Below are 19,841 nucleotides of genomic sequence, written 5' to 3' on the forward strand. Positions count from 1 at the left end.
CTATGGAAGAAAGCTTGCATCCCGTACCGGCATCTGATGTTCTGGAGCTCGCAGAAGCCTGCGTGAATCTTCTGCGCCAACAGGAGCTCACTGTCACAACTGCAGAATCCTGTACCGGTGGTCTGCTGTCCTCTCATCTGGTAGATGTTCCCGGCGTCTCGGAGGTGTTTCAGGAGGGCTACATCACCTACTCCAACAAGGCAAAGCGCCGTCTGATCAATGTCAGCAAGGCCACTCTTAAAAAATACGGAGCTGTCAGCCGCCAGACCGCACGGGAGATGGCAATCGGAGCTGTCTTCGCGGCGAACGCAGATATTTCTGTTTCTGTGACCGGCATTGCCGGACCGGACGGCGGAAGCGAGGAGAAGCCGGTGGGACTTGTGTTCATAGGCTGCTATATGAACGATCAGGTCACGGTGGAGGAGCATCGCTTCAGCGGAAAGAGGGCTGAAATACGCATGCAGGCCGTTTATGCCGCACTGCGTCTCCTGTATGCAACTCTTCGGGAGAATCTGGAATAGATCTGTCAATGTAAGTACATGGAGAGTGAATAGAAAATGCGCTGGTACCCACATCTCTACGCAGGAAGCTACGCCGCGCTGCATCGCGCCTCGATACTGAAGGGGATACGTGAGGGCAGAGCCATGCCTTCCGTCTATGTCATCACCAGATCGCTGAGCGGAGACGGGCTTCTGGATATTTATAAAAACAGTGAGCTTCAGAAGGCAGCTGTGCGTGGGCGTGATCCCATGGTTATTGGGATCGCGCTCAGCAGAAGCGAAGCCTTTGAGCTCGCGCGCTGCATCGTTCACGATCTGTACCGGGAAAAGGGAGGCTTTGATATAGATGCTTTCTGTGATCCTGACAATCATTAAAATCATCGTCCTGCTTCTGCTCCTGCTCATCGCCCTGCTGCTTGTTCTTTTGCTGTTGGTGCTCTTCGTCCCGCTGCGTTACCGCGGCTCTGGACGGTACCTTGATACGGCGGAGGGTAAGCTGGAGTTGAGCTGGCTGCTGCGGATGCTGCGCGTGCAGCTGGAATATCAGGAAGGGCTGAATGGGAAGTTTTGTCTGCTTGGCCTCACACTGTGGCACACAGAAGCAGAACAGGAGAATACAACTCCGGAAGAGAGCGAAGCATCAGCTGTAAATGCAGAGACAGCTCTCACAGAGGGAGAGTCTGACAGAGAGACGGAATCATCTGCCCACGAAATTACAGACAGCATACCGGAAAAGACTGCGGAGGGAGAAGAAAAATTAAAATTTTCCCAGGCGGAATCCTTACAGTCAGACTACATCCAAAATGAGAAGAAAGAAAAGCGCCGCAAAAAGCGAAAAAAAGAGGGCGAAAGGACTGCGCTGAAAACTCGGCTCAGTCAGCTTGCAGCAAAAAAGGATGCGATTTTCAATAAAGCGGACGCATACCGGAAACTGCTCCTGGATCCACACACCGGAAGGCTGCTTGCGCTGCTGAAGAAAAAAGGTATGAGACTCTTAAAGGAGTTCCTTCCGCGGCATCTGGAGGGAGATCTCAGCTTTGGCTTTGAAGATCCCTTCGTCACAGGACAGTGCTGCGCTGCAGCGGCGCTCCTTTATCCGCTTTATCAGGACAATCTTTGCATAACAGCTCTCTTTGACAGAAAGGAGCTGTCCGGAGCGCTCCGCTTTCGGGGACGCGTGCGGCTCATCGTGCCGCTACTCGCTGCGCTGCAGCTCTGGTTCAACCGGGATTTTAAATTTGTTTACCGCTGGTTCAGAAGAAAAGAAAGAATAGCTACGGAGGACAATCATGGCTGATAACAGATTTTCCGCACAGGCAGAGGCATTATTTAAGGGGATGGAAAATTTTATCTCAACAAAAACTGTGGTGGGAGAGCCAAGGCAGGTCGGGGACGCGATCATCATCCCCCTTGTGGATGTATCCTGCGGCATGGCTGCGGGCTCCTTCGCCGGAAATAACAAGGACAATGGTGCGGGCGGAATGAATACGAAGATGTCCCCCGCAGCTGTACTGATCATACAAAATGGAGCGACAAAGCTTGTCACAGTCAAGAATCAGGATGCGCTCTCCCGCGTGATTGACATGGTCCCGGGCGTCATCAACCGCTTCAGCGCAGACAGTAGAATTTCTCCGGAGGCCCGGAAAGCGGCAGAAGAGCTTGCAAAAACAGAGCAGGAGTGAAGACAGAGAGCCTCATTGATTTCAAGCGAAGCTCTGAATATCAATGGGGCTCTTAAATAACAGACTTGATTTTTTGACTGTTTCCCGACAGGGTTCACAGATGAAAGAAGAGGCCGCTCTGCGCTCTGCGCAAAACCGCCTCCTCACAGGACTCTGTGCACGAATTAAGCTCTCTCAACCTTGCCGCTGCGAAGGCAGGAAGTGCAAACATACATCTTATGTACGCCGCTCTCCGTTTTGACCTTGACAGACTTAACGTTGGCCTTCCAAATGTGATTGCTTCTTCTATGAGAATGGCTCACATTATTGCCGAAGTGAGCAGCCTTTTCACAAATAGCACACTTTGCCATGATTAACACCTCCTATCTCATCGCTGGATTCTGCTTTCTCAAAATCCATAACATCGGTATTCTATCAGAAGCAGAATGCTTTTGCAAGTGTTTATTATTCAAGCTTTTATTTTTTCCTGAAATAAGGTATACTTTTTTCAGTAAAGTCTATGGTTCCACATATACTTACTCAGCTGTGCGAGCCAGGAAAGGACAGTTATGGTCAAAGGACGATTGGACAATGAAATGGGACAGATCGAGGTGAAGCCTGAGGTCATCGCCTCCTACGCCGGATCTGTAGCAGTAGAGTGCTTTGGAATTGTCGGTATGGCTTCCGTCAATATGAAAGATGGTCTGGTACGCCTTCTGAAGCGTGAAAATTTCAGCAAAGGCATTCAGGTGGCTGTCACTCCCGACAATGAGCTGCGCATCGCGTTCCACCTCATCGTTGCCTACGGCGTGAATATCAATGCGGTCGCAGACAACCTCGTGGAGCACGTCAAGTACAAGGTCGAAGCTTTTTCCGGCATGAAAATCGAAAAAATTAAAATCTACGTAGAAGGTGTCAGATCGATAGACTGACACGGGAGGAGTTGTTTTGGAAATTCACCATCTGAATGCTGCTCTGATTCAAAAGAGCTTCCTCGCCGGGGCCGCAGAACTGGACTCAAAGAAGGAATGGATCAATGAGCTGAATGTTTTTCCGGTTCCGGACGGCGATACCGGCACAAACATGACACTGACAATTATGACCGCAGCAAAGGAGGTTGCTGCCATGGAGGAGCCGGATCTTCCGGCACTCTGCAAGGCGATTTCCTCCGGCACTCTGCGTGGCGCCCGCGGAAATTCAGGCGTTATTCTGTCACAGCTGCTGCGCGGCTTTACAAAGGAGATCGAGTCTGCCCCCAACGGCGAAATCAGTATACCGCTGTTTGCGGCAGCACTGGTACGCGCATCAGAAACAGCCTATAAAGCTGTCATGAAGCCGAAGGAGGGAACCATACTCACAGTGGCTCGCGCCATGAGCGAGAAGGGCAGTGAGCTCGCAGCAGAGAGCACAGAACTGCTTCCCTTTATAGAAGCTGTCATCTCTGCCGGGGACGAGGCTCTCGAAAAAACTCCTGAGCTGCTTCCGGTCTTAAAGCAGGCCGGGGTTGTGGACTCCGGCGGGCAGGGCCTTATGACAGTTGTAAAGGGCGCGTTTCAGGGACTCATCGGCAAGAAGCCAGAATTCGACTTCCACGCGCCTCAACAGAGTTCCTCCGGTACTGCTCCCCGCAGCATCGACACTTCTGAGCTGGATACGGCAGATATCAGGTTTGGTTACTGCACAGAATTCATCGTGAATCTTGAAAAGGCTATTTCTCCCGATCAGGAACAGGAATTCAAGAGCTTTCTTGAGTCCATCGGAGATTCCATCGTCTGTGTTTCCTCTGACGAACTGATTAAAGTTCATGTGCACACAAACGATCCCGGCCTCGCAATTCAAAAGGGACTGAGCTATGGCCCGCTCTCGCGCATGAAGATAGACAACATGAGGGAGGAACACAATGAGCGGCTCATAAAAAATGCGTCTCAGATTGCTGCTGCGGAACAAGCGAAGGCAGAAGCTCCACAAAACACAGAGAAGAAAAAATATGGCTTTATCAGTGTCTCTGTCGGAGATGGGCTTGACAGCATTTTTTCGGATATCGGTGTGGATCTGATCATTTCCGGCGGTCAGACTATGAATCCCAGCACGGAGGATATCCTGAACGCGCTGGAGAAGGTGAATGCGGAGACGGTCTTTGTGCTTCCAAACAATAAAAACATTATTCTTGCGGCGGAGCAGGCGCGCGATCTGACAGAAGATAAGCAGGTGATCGTCGTCCCCACAAAGAATATCCCGCAGGGAATCACCGCTCTCATCAGCTTCATGCCGGATAACAGCGCGGAGGAGAATCTGAGCGCCATGACAGAAGCCTGTGCCCAGCTGAAGAGTGCGGAGATCACCTATGCTGTGCGCAATACCATGATCGACGGCTTTGAAATCCACGAGGGGGATTTCATGGCGATCGGTGACAGCGGAATGCTTGAGGTCAACAAAGAACTGCGCAGCACGGTATTCTCCGCGATAGAAAAAATGGCGGAGGACGATGCTGAGCTGATTACGCTGTACTATGGCTCCGAAGTACAGCGTGAGGATGCAGAGGAACTCGCGGAGGCAGTTGCTGCGCGCTTCCCGGATGCTGAGCTTGAGCTGAATTACGGCGGTCAGCCGGTATATTACTACTTCGTTTCCGTGGAATAAGACTTTTAAAATTTGCAGCCAGTGGGCGGAGAGCAGCATCTCCGCCCACTGCTTCGTTCTCATACAGGAAATTGCTCCGGATTCCCATATGAGAAGGTTTGTGGCAGATGCACTTTCTTAAAGCTTCATAGCAGAGAAGCCGAGCTCTGCTTGCGGATTTTTTACGGAGTTCATCATTATATATCAGAGAGAGAGGAGCTGTGTATGCAGCATCACAGTACAGGGACAGAAGAGAAGAGCTGCGCTGCATGCAGCGTGACTGTCTTAAAGGGCGTCGGCCCAAAGACTGAGGCCGCCATGGCGCGTCTCGGAATACGCACGCTCTCCCAGCTGATACGGCATTACCCTTTTCGCTTTGATTTTTATCCGGCAGTACAGGAGATTGCCGCCCTGGAGGAGGGACAGGCGGCTGTGCTTGCGACACCTGTATCACAGCTCTCCGTGATACGAAAAGGGCGCTTTGTCATGACTCAGGGAAAACTTGCGGATGAGAGCGGAAGCGTTTCCGTGCGCTGGTTTAATATGCCTTACTTAAAAAAGACCATACTGCCCGGCAGACAGCGCGTATTCTGCGGGAAACTCGTGCAGAAAGGAAAGAATCTTTTCATGGAGCAGCCCTCTGTCTTTTCTCCGGAGGAATATGAACAGCTGAAGGAGCGTCCGCTGCCGGTTTACTCTCTCACGGAGGGGCTCACAAACCGTGCGCTGACGCAGGCAATTGCCTCTGCTCTCGCTCTCGTACCGCCGCAGAGCGACTGGCTTCCGGATGCTGTTCGCGAGAAATATGCGCTGATGGAGGAGGACAGGGCCATACGTGAGATCCATGCCCCCCGCGATATGGAGCAGTTCGAGCATGCCCGGAAACGGATCGCCTTCAATGAGTTCTACTCATTTTTGCATATGGTACGGGAGATGAAGCTCCGCTCCGCCGGGATACGCTCTGTGTTTTGCATGCAGACAGAGGCGCCGCTGAAAGAGTACGCCGCCTTTCTGCCCTTTGATCTCACAGAGGCTCAGCAGCGCGTCGTGAGTGAATGTGCGAAGGACCTTGCTTCCGGCTGCGTCATGAACCGCCTGATCCAGGGGGACGTCGGCTCAGGCAAGACAGCCGTCGCCGCAGCGATGCTGTACACTGCATTTCGAAATGGCTGGCAGAGTGCGATCATGGTCCCCACAGAGGTTCTGGCAAGACAGCATGTGAAAACACTTCACACTCTCTTTGCAGCCGCGGGAAAAAAGCCCTCCATTCTGCTTCTCACCGGTTCTCTCAGTGCGGGAGAGAAGCATGCAGCGCAGGAGGCCATACGGACACATCAGGCAGATATCATCATTGGTACACATGCCCTCATACAGGAAAGCGTAGATTTTCACAGTCTCTCCCTGGTCATCACAGACGAGCAGCACCGCTTCGGTGTGCGGCAGAGAGAGCAGCTTGCAGCCAAGGGATCACATCCACACATGCTTGTTATGAGTGCAACGCCAATCCCGCGCACTCTGGCCGTGATACTCTACGGGGATCTGGACATCTCCACAATCGACACGCGCCCTGCCGGAAGACTACCGGTCAAAAATGCGCTCATCACAAGACGTGAACGCCCGAAGGCCTTCCTGCACATCAAAAGAGAGCTTGCAGAGGGACATCAGGCCTATATCATCTGTCCGCTTGTGGAGGAGAGTGAGCTCTGTGACGCGGAAAATGTTCTGGACTACAGCAGGAAGCTCTCTGTGCTCTTTCAAGGAATCGGCAGAGTCGGGTGCCTTCACGGGCGCATGAAGGAGAGCGAAAAGACTGCGATCATGGAGGCCTTCGCGGAGCGCAAGATACAGATACTGGTCGCCACTACGGTCGTGGAGGTCGGGGTTGATGTCCCAAATGCCACTGTAATGATGATCGAAAATGCGGAGCGCTTCGGCCTCGCATCTCTCCATCAGCTTCGCGGACGCGTGGGGCGCGGAGAGAGTCAGTCCTACTGTATTTTTGTGCAGGGCAGGCAGTCTGCGCGCGCAAAAAAGCGTCTGGAAATTCTGGGTCAGTCGAACGATGGCTTCGAAATCGCCGCAGCAGATCTGAAGCTGCGTGGCCCGGGAGAGCTCTTCGGAGCAGAGCAGAGCGGAGAGTTGACATTCAGTCTCGGCGACATTTATAATGACTACTTGATACTTCAGACTGCACAGGAAGTGCTGGAGCAATATGCGCTTCCCTTCGGAGTGAACAAAGCATTTCAGCGAGAAGTGATTCTTTAAATGAAACAGGAAAACAGACAGGCATGGAAAATAAATTAAATCAGGAGGACTCCGAAAAAGAGTTCTTTATAGAGGAGCTCGACGATCTGGGGGAGGAAGAAAGCGTTTCTCCTGCGGATGAGAGCGAGTGTTCAGAGTCATACACAGCTGCAGAAGCAGCCTCGTCTCCGGATGCTGACGTGAGGGATGACAGGAAAGAAGCTGTGACAGAAAGCACAGCTTTAGAGACGGCTGTCGTCGCAGATTCAGAGACGCTCACAGAGGAGGAACTCACAGACGGAGACCGCTCGCAGGAGCATCGACATCATCCGCTTCGCCGCATTGCGGCAGTATCAGCGGCAGCGGCAGTGCTCGCTGTCGCAGTGTATACGCTGAAGGCGCAGTCCTATCACAGTGTCTTCTTTCCCCGGAGCAGCATCAATGGAATTGATGTCTCCGGCCGGAGCGCGCGGGAGGCGGAGCAGCTTCTGAATGAGCAGGTGAAAAACTATGAGCTGCGTATTCTTGCGAGAGAGACGGAGCCCGTCGCAATTCACGGCGAAGAGATAGGGCTTCGCTGTATTTTTGATGACAGTTTTGACAGACTGATTGCGGCGCAGTCGCCGATGCAGTGGGGGCTGAAGCTGGCACAGGCAACGGACTATCAGATAGATACTATCACAGCGATCGATGAGACACTGTTCGATGAGACCCTGCGTGCACTTCCCTTTCTTGACAGTTCACGCTTTCTGTACCCGATTGACGCCGGGGTATCCTACAGCGCGGGCGGCTATAGCATAAGCCCGGAGCAGAAAGGGACCGCGCTGGACATACCAACGACAAAAAAGGCCATAGGGAATGCGGTTGCATCCCTGTCCCCGGAACTAAAGCTGGAGGACGCCGGGGTCTATGAGGAACCAAGGCTTCATGCCGGAGATGCCTCCGTCATTGCTGCCTGTGAGAATATGAACCGCTACGCCGGCGCGGAGATCAATTACAGCGACAAGGGAATAAGCCTAAGTGGCAGCACCATCAAAAACTGGCTCTCTCTGGATGCAGATGGAAATGCCGTCATCGATGAGACCGCGCTCACAGCCTTTGTGCACAGCCTGGCAGAGCAATACGACAGCTACAATAAGCCCCGACCCTTTAAGACCAGCTGGGGAGCAACCATCACCATTCAGAACGGGAGTTATGGCTGGCAGATGGATCAGGCCGCAGAAAGCGCATGGCTTAAATCCGCAATAGAGAACGGAGAGAGAGTCCAGCGGACTCCGGAATTTTCAAAAAAAGCCGCCTCTCACGGAGCTGCAGACTTCGGAGACAGCTATATTGAGGTGAATCTCACCGCACAGCATCTCTATTATTATAAAAATGGAAAACAGCTGCTCTCGACAGATTTGGTTTCCGGTAATGTCTCAAGAGGGACGGTCACACATACTGGCATCTATCAAATCAACTACAAACAGCGAAATGCAACGCTCCGCGGAGCAAATTATGCGACTCCCGTCAGTTACTGGATGCCCTTTCACAACGGGGAGGGACTTCATGACGCAGGCTGGAGAAGCAGCTTTGGCGGTTCTATTTACAAAACCGGAGGTTCCCACGGCTGTCTGAATCTCCCGCCGGGCGCAGCAAAGCAGCTTTTTGAGACGGTCAGCACCGGTACCCCTGTCATTATCTACACACTTGCCGGCACGGAGAGCAAGGGCAGCGGTACACAGCCTGCTGCGACAAAAGAGAGCAGTGCGGCGGAGAGCAGTGCAGCTCCGACAGAAACCGCTCCCCAGGCCACACAGCCCACCGAGCAGCGCGGTCCCGGAGATGTAATCCGGGAATCCCAGGAGGCGGAGAGAAGAAATGAATCCAATCAGACGCCGGACAGCAGCCGCGCAACCGTTGCACCCATTCCCGCGGCGGAAGAGGACAGAGGGCCCGGCACAGTCACTGAAAACAGTTATACTGCGGGTCCGGGAACTGTTCAGCCGGCTCCCGCCAGGCCGGAAGCCTCCGCAGCTGAAGCCGGCCCCGGTCTCTGAAAGGAGCACTTATGAGAGTAATAGCAGGAAGCGCCAGAAGGCTGCTGCTTAAGACCTTACCTGGAGAGGATACGCGCCCCACAACAGACCGCATCAAGGAGACGCTCTTCAATATCCTGCAGAGCTGCATTCCGGGCTGTCGTTTTCTGGATCTCTTTGCAGGCAGCGGCGGCATAGCAATTGAAGCTCTGTCCCGCGGTGCCTCTCACGCCACCATCGTTGAGAAGAACCCGAAGGCCGCAAAAATCATACAGGAAAATTTGGAGCACACGCGGCTCAAAGACGCGGCAGAGCTCATCACGGGAGACGCAGTTGCAGCAGTGCAGCGACTCTCTGTGGGGACTGCTGCAGCTTATGACATCATTTTCCTTGATCCCCCCTATGGACTGGGGCTTGAGGACCGCGTGCTTGAGGCTCTGATCCGCAGTCCGCTGATCAATGCGGGCAGTCTCATCATCATTGAGATGAAGGCAGAGGCCGATATTGCGCATTTTGAAGAAATTGGATATAAAATTATCAGGAGCAAGGAATATAAGACCAACAAACACATATTCCTCGGAAAGGCGTAAATCCAATGACAACGGCAGTTTACCCCGGCAGCTTTGATCCCGTGACGAATGGACATCTGGACATCATCTGTCGCGCATCCAAAATGTTTGACCGTCTTATTATTGCAGTGCTGAATAACAACGCAAAAACTCCGTTGTTCAGTACCAAGGAACGTGTTACAATGTTACGTGAGATCACAGCGCACATCTCCAATATTGAGGTGGAGAGCTTCGATGGGCTGTCAATCAAGTACTGTCATGAGAGAAATGCACAGTTTATGGTGCGCGGGCTGCGTGCAGTCACGGATTTTGAGTACGAGCTCCAGATTGCCCAGACCAACCGTGTGATTGCACCGGATATTGACACGATATTTCTGACCACCAACCTGAAATATTCCTACTTAAGCTCCAGTATTGTAAAAGAAATAGCAACCTACAACGGCGATATCTCCGCGTTTGTCGATCAGCGGGTCGCCGAGAGAATCCAGCAAAAAATCGGGGAGAAGCACAGACGCAATGAATAGAATAGAACAGATCATCGGAGAGATTGAAGAATACATCGAGGACTGCAAGCCCTCCACCTTTTCAAGCACCAAGATCATTGTGCAGAAGGAGGAGCTCAGCGAAAAGCTTGTGGAGCTCCGGATGTCCATTCCGGATGAGGTGCGCCAGTGCCAGAAGATCATCAGCAACCAGACTGCGATTATGACAGATGCGAAGACAAAGGCAGACGCCATGATTGCAGAGGCGAATAAAATGACTTCCCAGCTTGTCGATGAGCATGAGATCATGCAGCGCGCTTATGCGACTGCAAACAAGCTTGTGGAGGACGCCAGAGCGCAGGCGCAGAGCATTGTTGAGAATGCAACCTACGAGGCAAATGGCATAAAGCTTGGCTCCATCCGCTACACAGACGATATGCTGAAGAGTCTGCAGACCATCATCAGCCACACGGTCACGGAGTCCCAGTCAAGATTTGAGAACCTTCAGGCCTCCCTGAAATCCAGCTATGATATCGTCTCCTCCAACCGGCAGGAGCTCGCTCAGGGCATGGCGGCACAGGATAACGGTCCGGAGCTTCCCTCTCAGAATTAAAGCTGTGCTCATAAAGTCAGAGCTGAAAGAAGAGTTTGCCGATGTGCAAACTCTTTTTATCTCATATTACGAAAATGATTATTTCAGGGTTTGTTAGGAGGAAAGGTGCAGATATCCAGATTACCCGAGGAATTTTTAGAGGAGATGCAGGCGCTTCTTGGCGAGGAATACAGCACATATCTTGCTTCCCTTGAGGAACGTCCCATGTCCGGTCTCCGCATGAACAGCCTGAAGGCAGATGCCGGCTTCGCACGCTCCCGCCTTAAGCTTTCCGATCCGGTTCCATGGACAGAGAACGGGTTTTACCTGACGGAGGAGAGCCGTTTCACAAAGCATCCCTACTACTACGCAGGACTCTACTATATTCAGGAACCCTCTGCCATGTCCAGCGCTGCACTGCTCGGTACAAGAGAGGGGGAGCGCGTTTTGGATCTCTGCGCGGCGCCCGGAGGTAAGACCACACAGATCGGTGCGGATCTGAACGGCCGTGGGGTGCTGGTGTCCAATGATCTGAGTGCGTCCCGGGCAAAGGCACTGCTGAAAAATGTCGAGCTCGCGGGAATCGGAAATGTCCTGATTTGCTGTGAGGATTCTGCAAAGCTGGCAGCGGAGTATCCGCTCTACTTTGACCGCATACTTGTGGATGCCCCGTGCTCCGGAGAGGGAATGTTCCGAAAGCATCCTGCAGTCATACGCGCCTGGGTGGAGCATGGAAAGGATTTTTATTGTCCGACTCAGAAGCTTCTTCTGAATGACGCTGCCAGGATGCTGAAACCGGGAGGAACGCTTCTGTACTCCACCTGCACCTATAATCGCAGAGAAGACGAGGATCAGATCGAGATGTTTCTCTCCACTCATCCGGACTTTACGCTGGATCCAATTCCGCTGCGGCCCGGCTTCACAAACTCCTGGATCCTTCCCGGCTGTGTGCGTCTGTTTCCGCATCACGCGAGGGCGGAGGGGCACTTCGTCGCAAGACTGAAGAAACAGCCAGCTGTCTCCGGAGATGACGGACGCTATAGCACAAAATGGCAGCGTCCTCTGAAAAAAGGAGAGCTCGGTGATGCTGCGCTTTTCTTTCAGAAGCTCAGGCGGGAGATTGATCTGTCCCGTATCCTCGTGCAGGGAGAGTATGTGCTTCTGATTCCGGAAACTGCACAGCTCCATGCCGGCCTTCGTTACTTAAGAACGGGTCTTCTTCTGGGACAGCTGAAAAACGGACGCTTCCGTCCCTCGCAGGCCCTGGCCATGAATCTCAGAAAAGAGGAGTGGACAGATCCCATTGATCTCTCTGCGGACAGCCCGGAGGTCATACGATATCTGAAGGGAGAGACCATTGAGGCATCTGAGGCGGGGCAGGGCTACCGCCTGCTGTGTGCGGACGGCTTTCCGCTCGGTTTTGTGAAGCAGGACCGCATGCGCCTCAAAAACATGTATCTGCCTGGATGGAGAATGCAGTGATGAAGGAGCTTCGTGCAGACAGACTGCTCACCGCAGCCGGATACGGGAGCAGGACAGAAGTCAAAAAACTGATAAGAGCAGGGCGTCTTCTGAAGAACGGAACTGCTGTGCAGCGTCCGGAGGAGAAGCTTGACCCGGAGCGGGACGTCCTGACTCTGGACGGACTCCCCTTTCAATATAAGAGCCATGAGTACTGGGTTCTGAACAAACCTGCCGGTATTCTGAGCGCCACAGAGGACAGACACCGGGAGACAGTCATCTCTTATATGGGTCTCACCCGAAAGAATATGGCTCCCTGCGGGCGACTGGATCTCGACACGGAAGGACTGCTGCTTGTGACGGATGACGGCGCTCTGGTGCACCGCCTTCTCGCGCCGGGAAAGCAGGTCGATAAAGAGTATGAGGTATATTACAGCGGCACGCTTCCCGCAGATGCCACAGAGCATTTTGCATCCGGCATAGAGCTGGAGGACGGAACGCTCTGCAGGCCCGCTCTGCTGTCAGGAACAGAAAATCCGACGAGGCTCACCATCCAGGAAGGAAAGTTCCATCAGGTGAAGCGTATGTTTCAGGCGCTCGGATGTACCGTGACAAAGCTCAAGCGCCTTCGTATGGGCCCGCTAAGTCTCAGCGACCTGAAGCTTGACCCCGGTACTTACCGGCAGCTCACGGAGAAGGAGCTTCGGCTCCTGAAGGATTTTGAAGCAGGTAGAACAGCAAAAGCACCCGCAGAGAAGATGTCCGGTCCTGGAACGGAGCTGCCGCGCCCGGAGGATTATGCCGCCTGCATTTTCGATCTCGATGGCACCCTCGTTGACTCCATGTGGATGTGGCATGAGCTTGATCAGAACTACCTCGCGCGCTTCGGCATCGAATATCCCGAGGATCTGCAGTTAAAGATAGCCGGAATGAGCTTTCCCGAGGTCGCAGACTACTTCAAGGAGCGCTTTCAGCTTCCGGACGATGTTCAGACGATGATGCGAGACTGGGAGGAAATGGCGGTTTTATTCTATCGCAGCAAGGTTCCGCCAAAGCCCGGCGCTGTAGAATTTCTGCGTGCGCTTCGCACACAGAAAAAGCGCATTGCCATTGCCACCAGCAACGCGATGCGCATGGTGAATGCAGTGCTGGAAAGCCTTGAAATACGGGATTATTTTGAAATTATTGTGACTGCTTCCGAGGTAAATGCCGGCAAGCCAAAGCCGGACATTTATCTTGAGGCTGCACGCCGCCTTAACCTGAGCCCGGCGCACTGTCTGGTCTTTGAGGATATACCGGAGGGCATACTTGCCGGAAAGCGGGCGGGCATGACGGTCTGTGCGGTACGCGACAGCTTCTCCGAGGCTATGGAGGAGGAGAAGCGGACACTTTCTGATTACATGATTACAGACTACAGGGAGCTGCTATGAAGATTGCACTGATCAGCGGAGCCTCCTCCGGCATGGGACGCGAGCTCGCAATACAGATTGCGTACCGCTTTCCCTCCATTGAGGAGATATGGATAAATGCCAGAAGAGAAGAGCGTCTCAGGAGTCTTGAGAGAGAATTTCCCGGGCGCATCCGTGTCTTTCCGGGAGATCTCTTAGATCCGGAGACCATACCGAAACTGACAAAAGCGCTCATAAAAGCACAGGCGACGGTGTGCATACTCGGAAACGCCGCCGGCTTCGGCAAGCTGGGCCGCGCAGGAGAGATAAGCCCTGCCGACCTCCAGGGCATGATCACATTGAACTGCACTGCACTCACACAGCTGACAGAAGCTGTGCTGCCCTTTATGAAAAAAAAGAGCCGCATCATTCACTTTGCCTCTGCCGCTGCCTTTCTTCCTCAACCGGGCTTTGCAGTCTACGCGGCGACAAAATCCTATGTGCTGTCCTATAGCCTCGCCCTGAGAAGAGAGCTCGCTGACCGCGGAATCGCAGTGACTGCAGTCTGTCCCGGACCCGTGGACACGGAATTTTTCTCTATTGCGGAGGAACATGCCCCTGCTCCTGCCTACAAGCGCTTTTTCATGACAAAAACGGAGCGCGTTGTCTCAAAAGCGCTCTTTGATGCATTCTCCTCCCCCTCAGGCAAAGCAGTATCCGTTCCCGGTGCGGCGATGAAGGCCGTGCGGATTTTTACAAAGCTGCTCCCCTGGGAGCTCTGTCTTCACTTTTACGACTGATATATAAGAGAGGAAAAAGCAGTGAAGGAATTTCGAATTGGCCCGAATGAAGCGGGGCAGCGACTGGATAAATTTCTGGGGAAATATCTGCGCAGCGCTTCAACGGGCTTTCTCTATAAAATGCTGCGGAAAAAGAATATCACGGTCAATGACAGAAAACAGAGTGGTGCGGAGAAGCTTTCAGAGGGAGATATTGTTCGCTTCTGGTTCTCCGATGAGAGCTTTGCGAAGCTCCAGGGCAGCGTAGAAGCGAGGCGTGCGTGCGTGCTGCCCCCTGTTTCCTCTGACTTCCGCCGGAACATACTCTATGAGGACGAAGGAATACTGATTCTTGACAAGCCCGCAGGCATGCTCTCACAGAAAGCTGCTGCCGGAGACATCTCCGCAAATGAGCTGCTGCTCGCCTACCTGATGGAGCAGGGAAGCGTCACGGAAGAGAGTCTCAGGAGCTTTCGCCCCGCGATTGCAAACCGGCTGGACAGAAATACCAGTGGCCTGCTCCTCGCCGGGAAGACGCTGCCGGCCCTGCAGACTCTCTCCGCCTGTCTGAGAGAGAGAAGCGTAGAGAAATATTACCTGGCCTGTGTCAAAGGACGGATGAGGAAGGCACAGGAAGTCCGTGCTTTTCTGAGTAAGAACAGCGCGACAAATCAGGTCACAGTGCGTAGCGTTCCGGAAGGCCCGGAGGACAGAGCCATACGCACTGCCTTCGTTCCGCTTGCAGAAGCAGAGGACTGCACCCTGCTTCTCATACATCTCATTACGGGGCGCACCCATCAGATCCGCGCGCAGCTCTCTGCCCTCGGACACCCGCTGCTGGGAGACCCGAAGTACGGAGACACTGCCCTGAACCGCCGCATTGCCGCAGAGCACGGCATACGAAGACAGCTGCTGCACGCCTACATCCTCCGCTTTCCGCGCTGCGCGGGCGTGCTCGCTGGACTCAGCGGGAAGACGCTGCGAAGCCCCTGGCCTGAGGATTTTAAGTCCGTCTTTCCAGAGACAGAGTTTCATCTGAAGGAGGTAACGCTTGGGAACCTGGAAAACAAGAGGGCTCCGGGGCTCCGGTCTCGAGGAGCTTCTGAATCTCTCAAATGAAATATACCGGAACAGCCAGATTGCTCTGATTCAGAAGATTCCGACTCCGATCACGCCCATGGAGATCGACCGGAGCTCGAGACACATCACCCTCGCCTACTTTGATAAACAGAGTACTGTCGACTACATCGGCGTCGTGCAGAGCATTCCGGTCTGCTTTGATGCGAAGGAGTGCGCATCGGACTGCTTTCCGCTCGCCAACATTCACGCACATCAGATGCAGTTCATGAAGGAGTTCGAGGAGCAGCGCGGCATTGCCTTTCTGATCATCAGCTTCACAAAGCGGGACGAGCTCTACTTTCTGCCGTATCGCTCCCTCATGCGCTACTGGAGACGCATGGAGGCGGGAGGAAGGAAGAGCTTTACCTACGATGAAATGGACAGGCGCTTCCCGATCCGGCGAAGCAGAGAGGTCCCCGCACACTATCTTGAGCAGCTGGAGGCCTATCTTGAGCTTTCAGAGGAGCTGGAGCAGCCGGACGAGCTTCCCGCTGATTGACAGAGAAATACATACAGGAGTCACAGAGAAGAAAGCAGGACTATGCAGAAATTAGCTTTGGATGATGAACTGCTCCTACAAATTGAGCAGCCCGCCCGCTACATCGGCGGTGAGATCAATATGGTAAAAAAAGACCCGGATCAGGTCGCAGTGCGCTTCGCCATGTGTTTTCCGGATGTCTACGAGATCGGCATGAGCCATCTCGGCATACAGATACTTTACAGCATGTTCAACCGGCGGGAGGATGTCTACTGTGAGCGTGTCTTTTCTCCGTGGACAGATCTGGACCGTCTCATGCGGGAGAGACATATCCCTCTCTTCACGCTGGAGAGTCAGCGTCCTGTGCGGGAGTGTGACTTTCTGGGAATCACACTTCAGTACGAGATGTGCTACACGAACATTCTTCAGGTACTGGAGCTCTCCGGCATTCCCCTGCACGCAGAGGAGAGAACAGAAGCGGATCCTGTCGTCATCGGCGGCGGCCCCTGCACCTACAATCCGGAACCAATTGCAGATTTCTTTGACCTTTTCTATATGGGAGAGGGCGAGGTATCCTATTTTCAGCTGATTGATCTCTACATCCGCTTCAAAAATGAGGGCAGAAGCCGCATGGAATTTCTGAGAGCGGCCGCCTCCGTTCCGGGCATCTATGTGCCCCGTTTCTATCAGCCGGAGTATCACGAGGACGGAACCCTCCGCGCCTTTACGCCGCTCTGTCCCGAGGCTCCCGCTACAGTCGCGAGGCAGGTGGTCTCTCAGATGGACGAGGCGGCCTTTATTGATGACCCTCTGGTTCCGTTCATCCGCGTGACGCAGGACCGCACGGTCGTCGAGCTGATGCGCGGCTGCATCCGCGGCTGCCGCTTCTGTCAGGCGGGCAATGTCTACCGCCCGCAGCGGGAACACTCTGTCGAATATCTGAAGCGTTATGCCGAAAAGCTCCTGAAAATCACGGGAAATGCTGAAATATCCCTGAGCTCCCTGAGCTCCAGCGACTACTCCGGCCTTCAGGAATTTCTCGAATACCTCATTCAATACACAAAGGAGCGGAAGATCAACATTTCCCTCCCCTCCCTGCGCATTGACGCCTTTTCTCTGGATGTCATGAGCAAGATTCAGGATGTGAAGAAGAGCTCTCTGACCTTTGCGCCGGAGGCCGGAACCCAGCGGCTTCGCGATGTGATCAACAAGGGGCTCTCGGAGGAGGATATCATGCTGGGAGCGCTCAGCGCCTTCCGCGGGGGCTGGACCAAGGTGAAATTTTACTTTATGCTAGGTCTTCCGACCGAGACAGAGGCGGACAGGAAGGGGATTCCCGAGCTCTGCGAGCGCGTCGCAGATATGTTTTATGAAGAGATTCCAAAGTCTGAGCGCGGTGGAAGAGTACAGATCTCCGCAAGCTCCTCCTTCTTTGTTCCGAAGCCCTTCACCCCTTTTCAGTGGGCCTCCATGTGCAGAAAGGAAGAATATCTCGACCGGGCGCGCGTTGTGAAGGAGCACTTCCGGGAACAGAAGAACTGGAAGAGTCTCCGCTATCAGTATCACGACGCGAGCACGACCATACTGGAGGGCGTCTTTGCCCGCGGCGACAGAAGAGTTGCAAGGGTCATAGAGCTCGCCTACAGAAGAGGGGCCCTTTACGACTCCTGGACGGAGTATTTTGACAGTGAGCTCTGGATGGACTGCTTCCGCGCGTGCGGTGTGGATCCCGAATTTTATACGCTGCGCGAGCGGAAGCTGACCGAGCTTTTCCCCTGGGACTTCATCGACTGTGGTGTGAGCAAGGCCTTCCTCACGCGGGAGTGGCTCACGGCGCTCGAGGGAAAAGTAACGCCCAACTGCCGCGAGCACTGCGCGGGCTGCGGCGCTATGCGCTATCACGGAGGTGTATGCTATGAAGGTAAGGATTAAATTCTCAAAGCAGGGAAATCTGCGCTTTGTAGGTCATCTCGATATCATGCGCTACTTTCAGAAGGCAAACCGCAGAGCGGAGCTTCCGATTGCCTATTCCGAGGGCTACTCGCCGCATCAGATCATGTCCTTTGCTGCTCCGCTCGGCATGGGGCTGGAAGGACTCGCTGAGTATTTTGATATCCGTCTCACGGATGAGGCGGAGGGGCAGCTGAGCTCGGACGAGGCGGTGCGGCGCCTGAATGCACAGATGGCGGAGGGCATGGAAATTCTGAGTTTTCTCCGCATCCCGGATGACACCAAAAACTGCATGTCAACAGTTCATGCGGCAGATTACCGCGTGCATTTTCTGCCCGACAAGGGAGCACCGGATCCTCTCTTTCAGGGAGCTCTCCCGACTTCAGAGACTGAGGAGACGGCGGCGCTCCACTGGCCCCTGCTCTCTGCCGGAGCAGAGCAGAGCCTCTCCCGTGCCTGCGCAAGTCTCCTGCAGCAGGAAACAATTCCGATTGTGAAAAAGGGAAAGAACGGCAGAGAGCGGGAGCTCGACATCCGTCCCATGATCTTTCAGCTCCATGCAGAGGCGGACGGTCTTTTTATGCGCATCGCACAGGGAAGCGAAGCCAATCTGAAGCCGGAGTTTCTCCTGAATGCGCTGTTTCAGACCGCGGAAGGCAGCATCTTCGCAGCGCACAGGAATCGCGTGGTGCGCACTGAGCTCTATGATGCCGATATGAACACATTGGAGTCCTATGGAGAACGCATTGAATAAACTGATCATCTGCGCCTTTCGGGGCGGAATTCTGAGCAGCCTCTCAGCAGAGGGAAAGATCATCCTCCTGAATTACGAGCGGGAAGGAAGCTCCCTCGTCGGGAATATCTACCTCGCCCGGGTTCAGAATATTTTGAAAAACCTGGATGCGGCTTTTCTGGATATCGGAGAGAAGCAGCCGGCGTACCTGAGCTTTGGCCGGGAGAAGACTCTGCACCACGCGGACGGCACAGTGCAGAACAGCCTGAAGGCGGGAGATGAGATTCTGGTCAAGATAAAGAAGGATGCGCACAAGACAAAGGGCCCGCTGGCGGGCTCCGAGTTCCCGGAGCTTAAGGAAGAGGAGCTGCTGCAAAAGGCTGTTTTCTCAAAGGCGCCCGCACTGTTGAGGCGCACATTGCCCTTCTTTGCACAGCTGGCAGAGACCACTCCGCTCCCCGACGAGATCATCACAGACATCCCTGCGGTCTATGCCGCACTGACAGGAGAGGAACCCCGGCTCCCGGAGCTCTATCAGGAGAGGCTTCCGGCGCGCTTCCGGCGCGAAAGCCCTCCCGTACTAAGCCTCAGCTCCTCTGTCCCGGTCCGATTTTATGCGGACGAAGCACTTCCGCTGACAGCCCTCTGGTCTCTTGAGACTGCGCTGAAGGAGGCGACGGAGCGCAGAGTATGGCTGAAGAGCGGCGGAACACTCATCATTGACCCTGTCGAAGCTATGACCGTAATCGACGTCAACACCGGAAAGAATATACAGGGAAATGACCGGCAGGAGACCATACGAAAGACCGATCTCGAGGCGGCAGACGAGGTGATGCGTCAGCTCAGGCTGCGCAATCTCTCCGGTATCATACTGGTGGACTTCATCGATCTCAGACGCCGGGAGGACCGGGCGGCTCTGATGGACAGACTGCATGCCCTGGCGTTGCTGGATCCGGTCAAAACGCAGATCGTCGACATCACCCGCCTTCACCTGGTCGAGATCACGAGACAGAAGAGCGGGCAAACTCTCGCGGAGCAGCTGAGAGCAGCGGACAGATGACAGCAGCAGGCGCATCTTCCCACCCACATTAATTTTTCATGTGGACGGGATTTGCTTTTGGGGTAAAACTGTGACCTCAGCTGTAATTCTGCAGTCTAGATTGCAAGATCAAGTAGGACAGTCTGAAATAATTCCTCCGGCGAACTGTAGTGAAAGGACTTTCGGGGGAGTTGATTGATCCAGTTCTG

General features: G+C 53.9%; 20 protein-coding genes and 1 pseudogene. 20 read left to right on the plus strand and 1 reads right to left on the minus strand.

Annotated features, from left to right (window positions below; all coding sequences use genetic code 11):
* Positions 1–2: 2 nt before the first annotated feature.
* The 4 genes from J2S20_RS10080 to J2S20_RS10095 are packed head-to-tail and all read left to right on the plus strand — an operon-like array spanning position 3 to position 2,182.
* Positions 3–521 (plus strand): CinA family protein, encoded by a 519-nt coding sequence (locus J2S20_RS10080; protein ID WP_106611848.1) that lies wholly within the window; start codon positions 3–5, stop codon positions 519–521.
* A 36-nt stretch (positions 522–557) separates the two neighbouring features.
* The gene (locus J2S20_RS10085) at positions 558–875 is read left to right on the plus strand and encodes a hypothetical protein (RefSeq protein ID WP_106611849.1); all 318 of its coding nucleotides are present in this window, start codon (positions 558–560) and stop codon (positions 873–875) included.
* Positions 847–1,797: a hypothetical protein gene (locus J2S20_RS10090; RefSeq protein WP_307255271.1), complete on the plus strand. Its 951-nt coding sequence runs from the start codon at positions 847–849 to the stop codon at positions 1,795–1,797. Before J2S20_RS10085 ends, J2S20_RS10090 begins: the two co-directional genes overlap by 29 nt.
* Complete coding sequence (locus tag J2S20_RS10095) at positions 1,790–2,182, plus strand: GerW family sporulation protein (RefSeq protein WP_106611851.1); 393 nt, start codon at positions 1,790–1,792, stop codon at positions 2,180–2,182. Before J2S20_RS10090 ends, J2S20_RS10095 begins: the two co-directional genes overlap by 8 nt.
* A gap of 164 nt (positions 2,183–2,346) precedes the next feature.
* Here the strand turns inward: J2S20_RS10095 and rpmB are convergent, their stop codons facing one another.
* The gene (gene rpmB, locus J2S20_RS10100) at positions 2,347–2,532 is read right to left on the minus strand and encodes a 50S ribosomal protein L28 (protein ID WP_106611852.1); all 186 of its coding nucleotides are present in this window, start codon (positions 2,530–2,532) and stop codon (positions 2,347–2,349) included.
* A gap of 198 nt (positions 2,533–2,730) precedes the next feature.
* On the opposite strand from rpmB, the gene J2S20_RS10105 reads away from it, so the two are divergent.
* The 16 genes and pseudogenes from J2S20_RS10105 (at position 2,731) to J2S20_RS10180 (ending at position 19,653) form a co-directional block, all read left to right on the plus strand.
* Positions 2,731–3,093, plus strand: a complete 363-nt coding sequence (locus J2S20_RS10105; RefSeq protein WP_106611853.1) for an Asp23/Gls24 family envelope stress response protein — start codon at positions 2,731–2,733, stop codon at positions 3,091–3,093.
* A 16-nt stretch (positions 3,094–3,109) separates the two neighbouring features.
* Positions 3,110–4,801 (plus strand): DAK2 domain-containing protein, encoded by a 1,692-nt coding sequence (locus tag J2S20_RS10110; RefSeq protein WP_307255273.1) that lies wholly within the window; start codon positions 3,110–3,112, stop codon positions 4,799–4,801.
* A gap of 204 nt (positions 4,802–5,005) precedes the next feature.
* Positions 5,006–7,045: an ATP-dependent DNA helicase RecG gene (gene recG, locus J2S20_RS10115; RefSeq protein ID WP_307255274.1), complete on the plus strand. Its 2,040-nt coding sequence runs from the start codon at positions 5,006–5,008 to the stop codon at positions 7,043–7,045.
* Between the two features lie 23 nt (positions 7,046–7,068).
* Entirely contained in the window at positions 7,069–9,063 is a 1,995-nt protein-coding gene (locus J2S20_RS10120) for a L,D-transpeptidase family protein (RefSeq protein WP_307255275.1), read from the plus strand.
* Between the two features lie 11 nt (positions 9,064–9,074).
* The gene (rsmD, locus tag J2S20_RS10125) at positions 9,075–9,632 is read left to right on the plus strand and encodes a 16S rRNA (guanine(966)-N(2))-methyltransferase RsmD (RefSeq protein ID WP_307255276.1); all 558 of its coding nucleotides are present in this window, start codon (positions 9,075–9,077) and stop codon (positions 9,630–9,632) included.
* Between the two features lie 5 nt (positions 9,633–9,637).
* Complete coding sequence (gene coaD, locus J2S20_RS10130; protein ID WP_307255277.1) at positions 9,638–10,135, plus strand: pantetheine-phosphate adenylyltransferase; 498 nt, start codon at positions 9,638–9,640, stop codon at positions 10,133–10,135.
* Positions 10,128–10,706, plus strand: coding sequence for a vacuolar family H+-ATPase subunit H (locus J2S20_RS10135; protein WP_307255278.1), 579 nt, complete (start codon positions 10,128–10,130; stop codon positions 10,704–10,706). The genes coaD and J2S20_RS10135 overlap by 8 nt, the downstream gene beginning before the upstream one ends.
* A gap of 105 nt (positions 10,707–10,811) precedes the next feature.
* The gene (locus J2S20_RS10140) at positions 10,812–12,167 is read left to right on the plus strand and encodes an RsmB/NOP family class I SAM-dependent RNA methyltransferase (RefSeq protein WP_307255279.1); all 1,356 of its coding nucleotides are present in this window, start codon (positions 10,812–10,814) and stop codon (positions 12,165–12,167) included.
* A pseudogene (locus J2S20_RS12240) lies at positions 12,167–12,829 on the plus strand (pseudouridine synthase); the annotation flags it as partial. The gene J2S20_RS10140 and the pseudogene J2S20_RS12240, both read left to right, overlap by 1 nt.
* Positions 12,830–12,904: 75 nt before the next feature.
* Positions 12,905–13,576, plus strand: a complete 672-nt coding sequence (locus J2S20_RS12245) for an HAD family hydrolase (RefSeq protein WP_307255283.1) — start codon at positions 12,905–12,907, stop codon at positions 13,574–13,576.
* The gene (locus J2S20_RS10155; RefSeq protein WP_106611861.1) at positions 13,573–14,334 is read left to right on the plus strand and encodes an SDR family NAD(P)-dependent oxidoreductase; all 762 of its coding nucleotides are present in this window, start codon (positions 13,573–13,575) and stop codon (positions 14,332–14,334) included. Before J2S20_RS12245 ends, J2S20_RS10155 begins: the two co-directional genes overlap by 4 nt.
* Before the next feature lie 21 nt (positions 14,335–14,355).
* Complete coding sequence (locus J2S20_RS10160) at positions 14,356–15,432, plus strand: RluA family pseudouridine synthase (RefSeq protein WP_106611862.1); 1,077 nt, start codon at positions 14,356–14,358, stop codon at positions 15,430–15,432.
* Positions 15,365–15,931 carry a Holliday junction resolvase RecU gene (locus J2S20_RS10165; protein ID WP_307255280.1) on the plus strand — a complete coding sequence of 189 codons (567 nt, stop codon included), beginning with the start codon at positions 15,365–15,367 and terminating at the stop codon, positions 15,929–15,931. Before J2S20_RS10160 ends, J2S20_RS10165 begins: the two co-directional genes overlap by 68 nt.
* Positions 15,932–15,973: 42 nt before the next feature.
* Positions 15,974–17,842, plus strand: coding sequence for a TIGR03960 family B12-binding radical SAM protein (locus J2S20_RS10170; protein ID WP_106611864.1), 1,869 nt, complete (start codon positions 15,974–15,976; stop codon positions 17,840–17,842).
* Positions 17,826–18,614 carry a TIGR03936 family radical SAM-associated protein gene (locus J2S20_RS10175; RefSeq protein WP_307255281.1) on the plus strand — a complete coding sequence of 263 codons (789 nt, stop codon included), beginning with the start codon at positions 17,826–17,828 and terminating at the stop codon, positions 18,612–18,614. The genes J2S20_RS10170 and J2S20_RS10175 overlap by 17 nt, the downstream gene beginning before the upstream one ends.
* On the plus strand, positions 18,607–19,653 hold the full coding sequence (locus tag J2S20_RS10180) for a ribonuclease E/G (protein ID WP_211292174.1): 1,047 nt from the start codon (positions 18,607–18,609) through the stop codon (positions 19,651–19,653). The genes J2S20_RS10175 and J2S20_RS10180 overlap by 8 nt, the downstream gene beginning before the upstream one ends.
* The last annotated feature ends 188 nt before the right edge of the window (positions 19,654–19,841 follow it).

Source organism: Moryella indoligenes, assembly GCF_030812885.1.
Taxonomy (GTDB): Bacteria; Bacillota; Clostridia; order Lachnospirales; family Lachnospiraceae; genus Moryella; species Moryella indoligenes.

What these genes read in the sequence shown, in the direction of transcription:
- J2S20_RS10080 (WP_106611848.1), top strand. Translation starts at nt 3, where the DNA reads ATGGAAGAAAGCTTGCATCCCGTACCGGCATCTGATGTTCTGGAGCTC.
- J2S20_RS10085 (WP_106611849.1), top strand. Translation starts at nt 558, where the DNA reads ATGCGCTGGTACCCACATCTCTACGCAGGAAGCTACGCCGCGCTGCAT.
- J2S20_RS10090 (WP_307255271.1), top strand. Translation starts at nt 847, where the DNA reads ATGCTTTCTGTGATCCTGACAATCATTAAAATCATCGTCCTGCTTCTG.
- J2S20_RS10095 (WP_106611851.1), top strand. Translation starts at nt 1,790, where the DNA reads ATGGCTGATAACAGATTTTCCGCACAGGCAGAGGCATTATTTAAGGGG.
- rpmB (WP_106611852.1), bottom strand. Translation starts at nt 2,532, where the DNA reads ATGGCAAAGTGTGCTATTTGTGAAAAGGCTGCTCACTTCGGCAATAAT.
- J2S20_RS10105 (WP_106611853.1), top strand. Translation starts at nt 2,731, where the DNA reads ATGGTCAAAGGACGATTGGACAATGAAATGGGACAGATCGAGGTGAAG.
- recG (WP_307255274.1), top strand. Translation starts at nt 5,006, where the DNA reads ATGCAGCATCACAGTACAGGGACAGAAGAGAAGAGCTGCGCTGCATGC.
- J2S20_RS10120 (WP_307255275.1), top strand. Translation starts at nt 7,069, where the DNA reads ATGGAAAATAAATTAAATCAGGAGGACTCCGAAAAAGAGTTCTTTATA.
- rsmD (WP_307255276.1), top strand. Translation starts at nt 9,075, where the DNA reads ATGAGAGTAATAGCAGGAAGCGCCAGAAGGCTGCTGCTTAAGACCTTA.
- coaD (WP_307255277.1), top strand. Translation starts at nt 9,638, where the DNA reads ATGACAACGGCAGTTTACCCCGGCAGCTTTGATCCCGTGACGAATGGA.
- J2S20_RS10135 (WP_307255278.1), top strand. Translation starts at nt 10,128, where the DNA reads ATGAATAGAATAGAACAGATCATCGGAGAGATTGAAGAATACATCGAG.
- J2S20_RS12245 (WP_307255283.1), top strand. Translation starts at nt 12,905, where the DNA reads ATGTCCGGTCCTGGAACGGAGCTGCCGCGCCCGGAGGATTATGCCGCC.
- J2S20_RS10155 (WP_106611861.1), top strand. Translation starts at nt 13,573, where the DNA reads ATGAAGATTGCACTGATCAGCGGAGCCTCCTCCGGCATGGGACGCGAG.
- J2S20_RS10170 (WP_106611864.1), top strand. Translation starts at nt 15,974, where the DNA reads ATGCAGAAATTAGCTTTGGATGATGAACTGCTCCTACAAATTGAGCAG.
- J2S20_RS10175 (WP_307255281.1), top strand. Translation starts at nt 17,826, where the DNA reads ATGAAGGTAAGGATTAAATTCTCAAAGCAGGGAAATCTGCGCTTTGTA.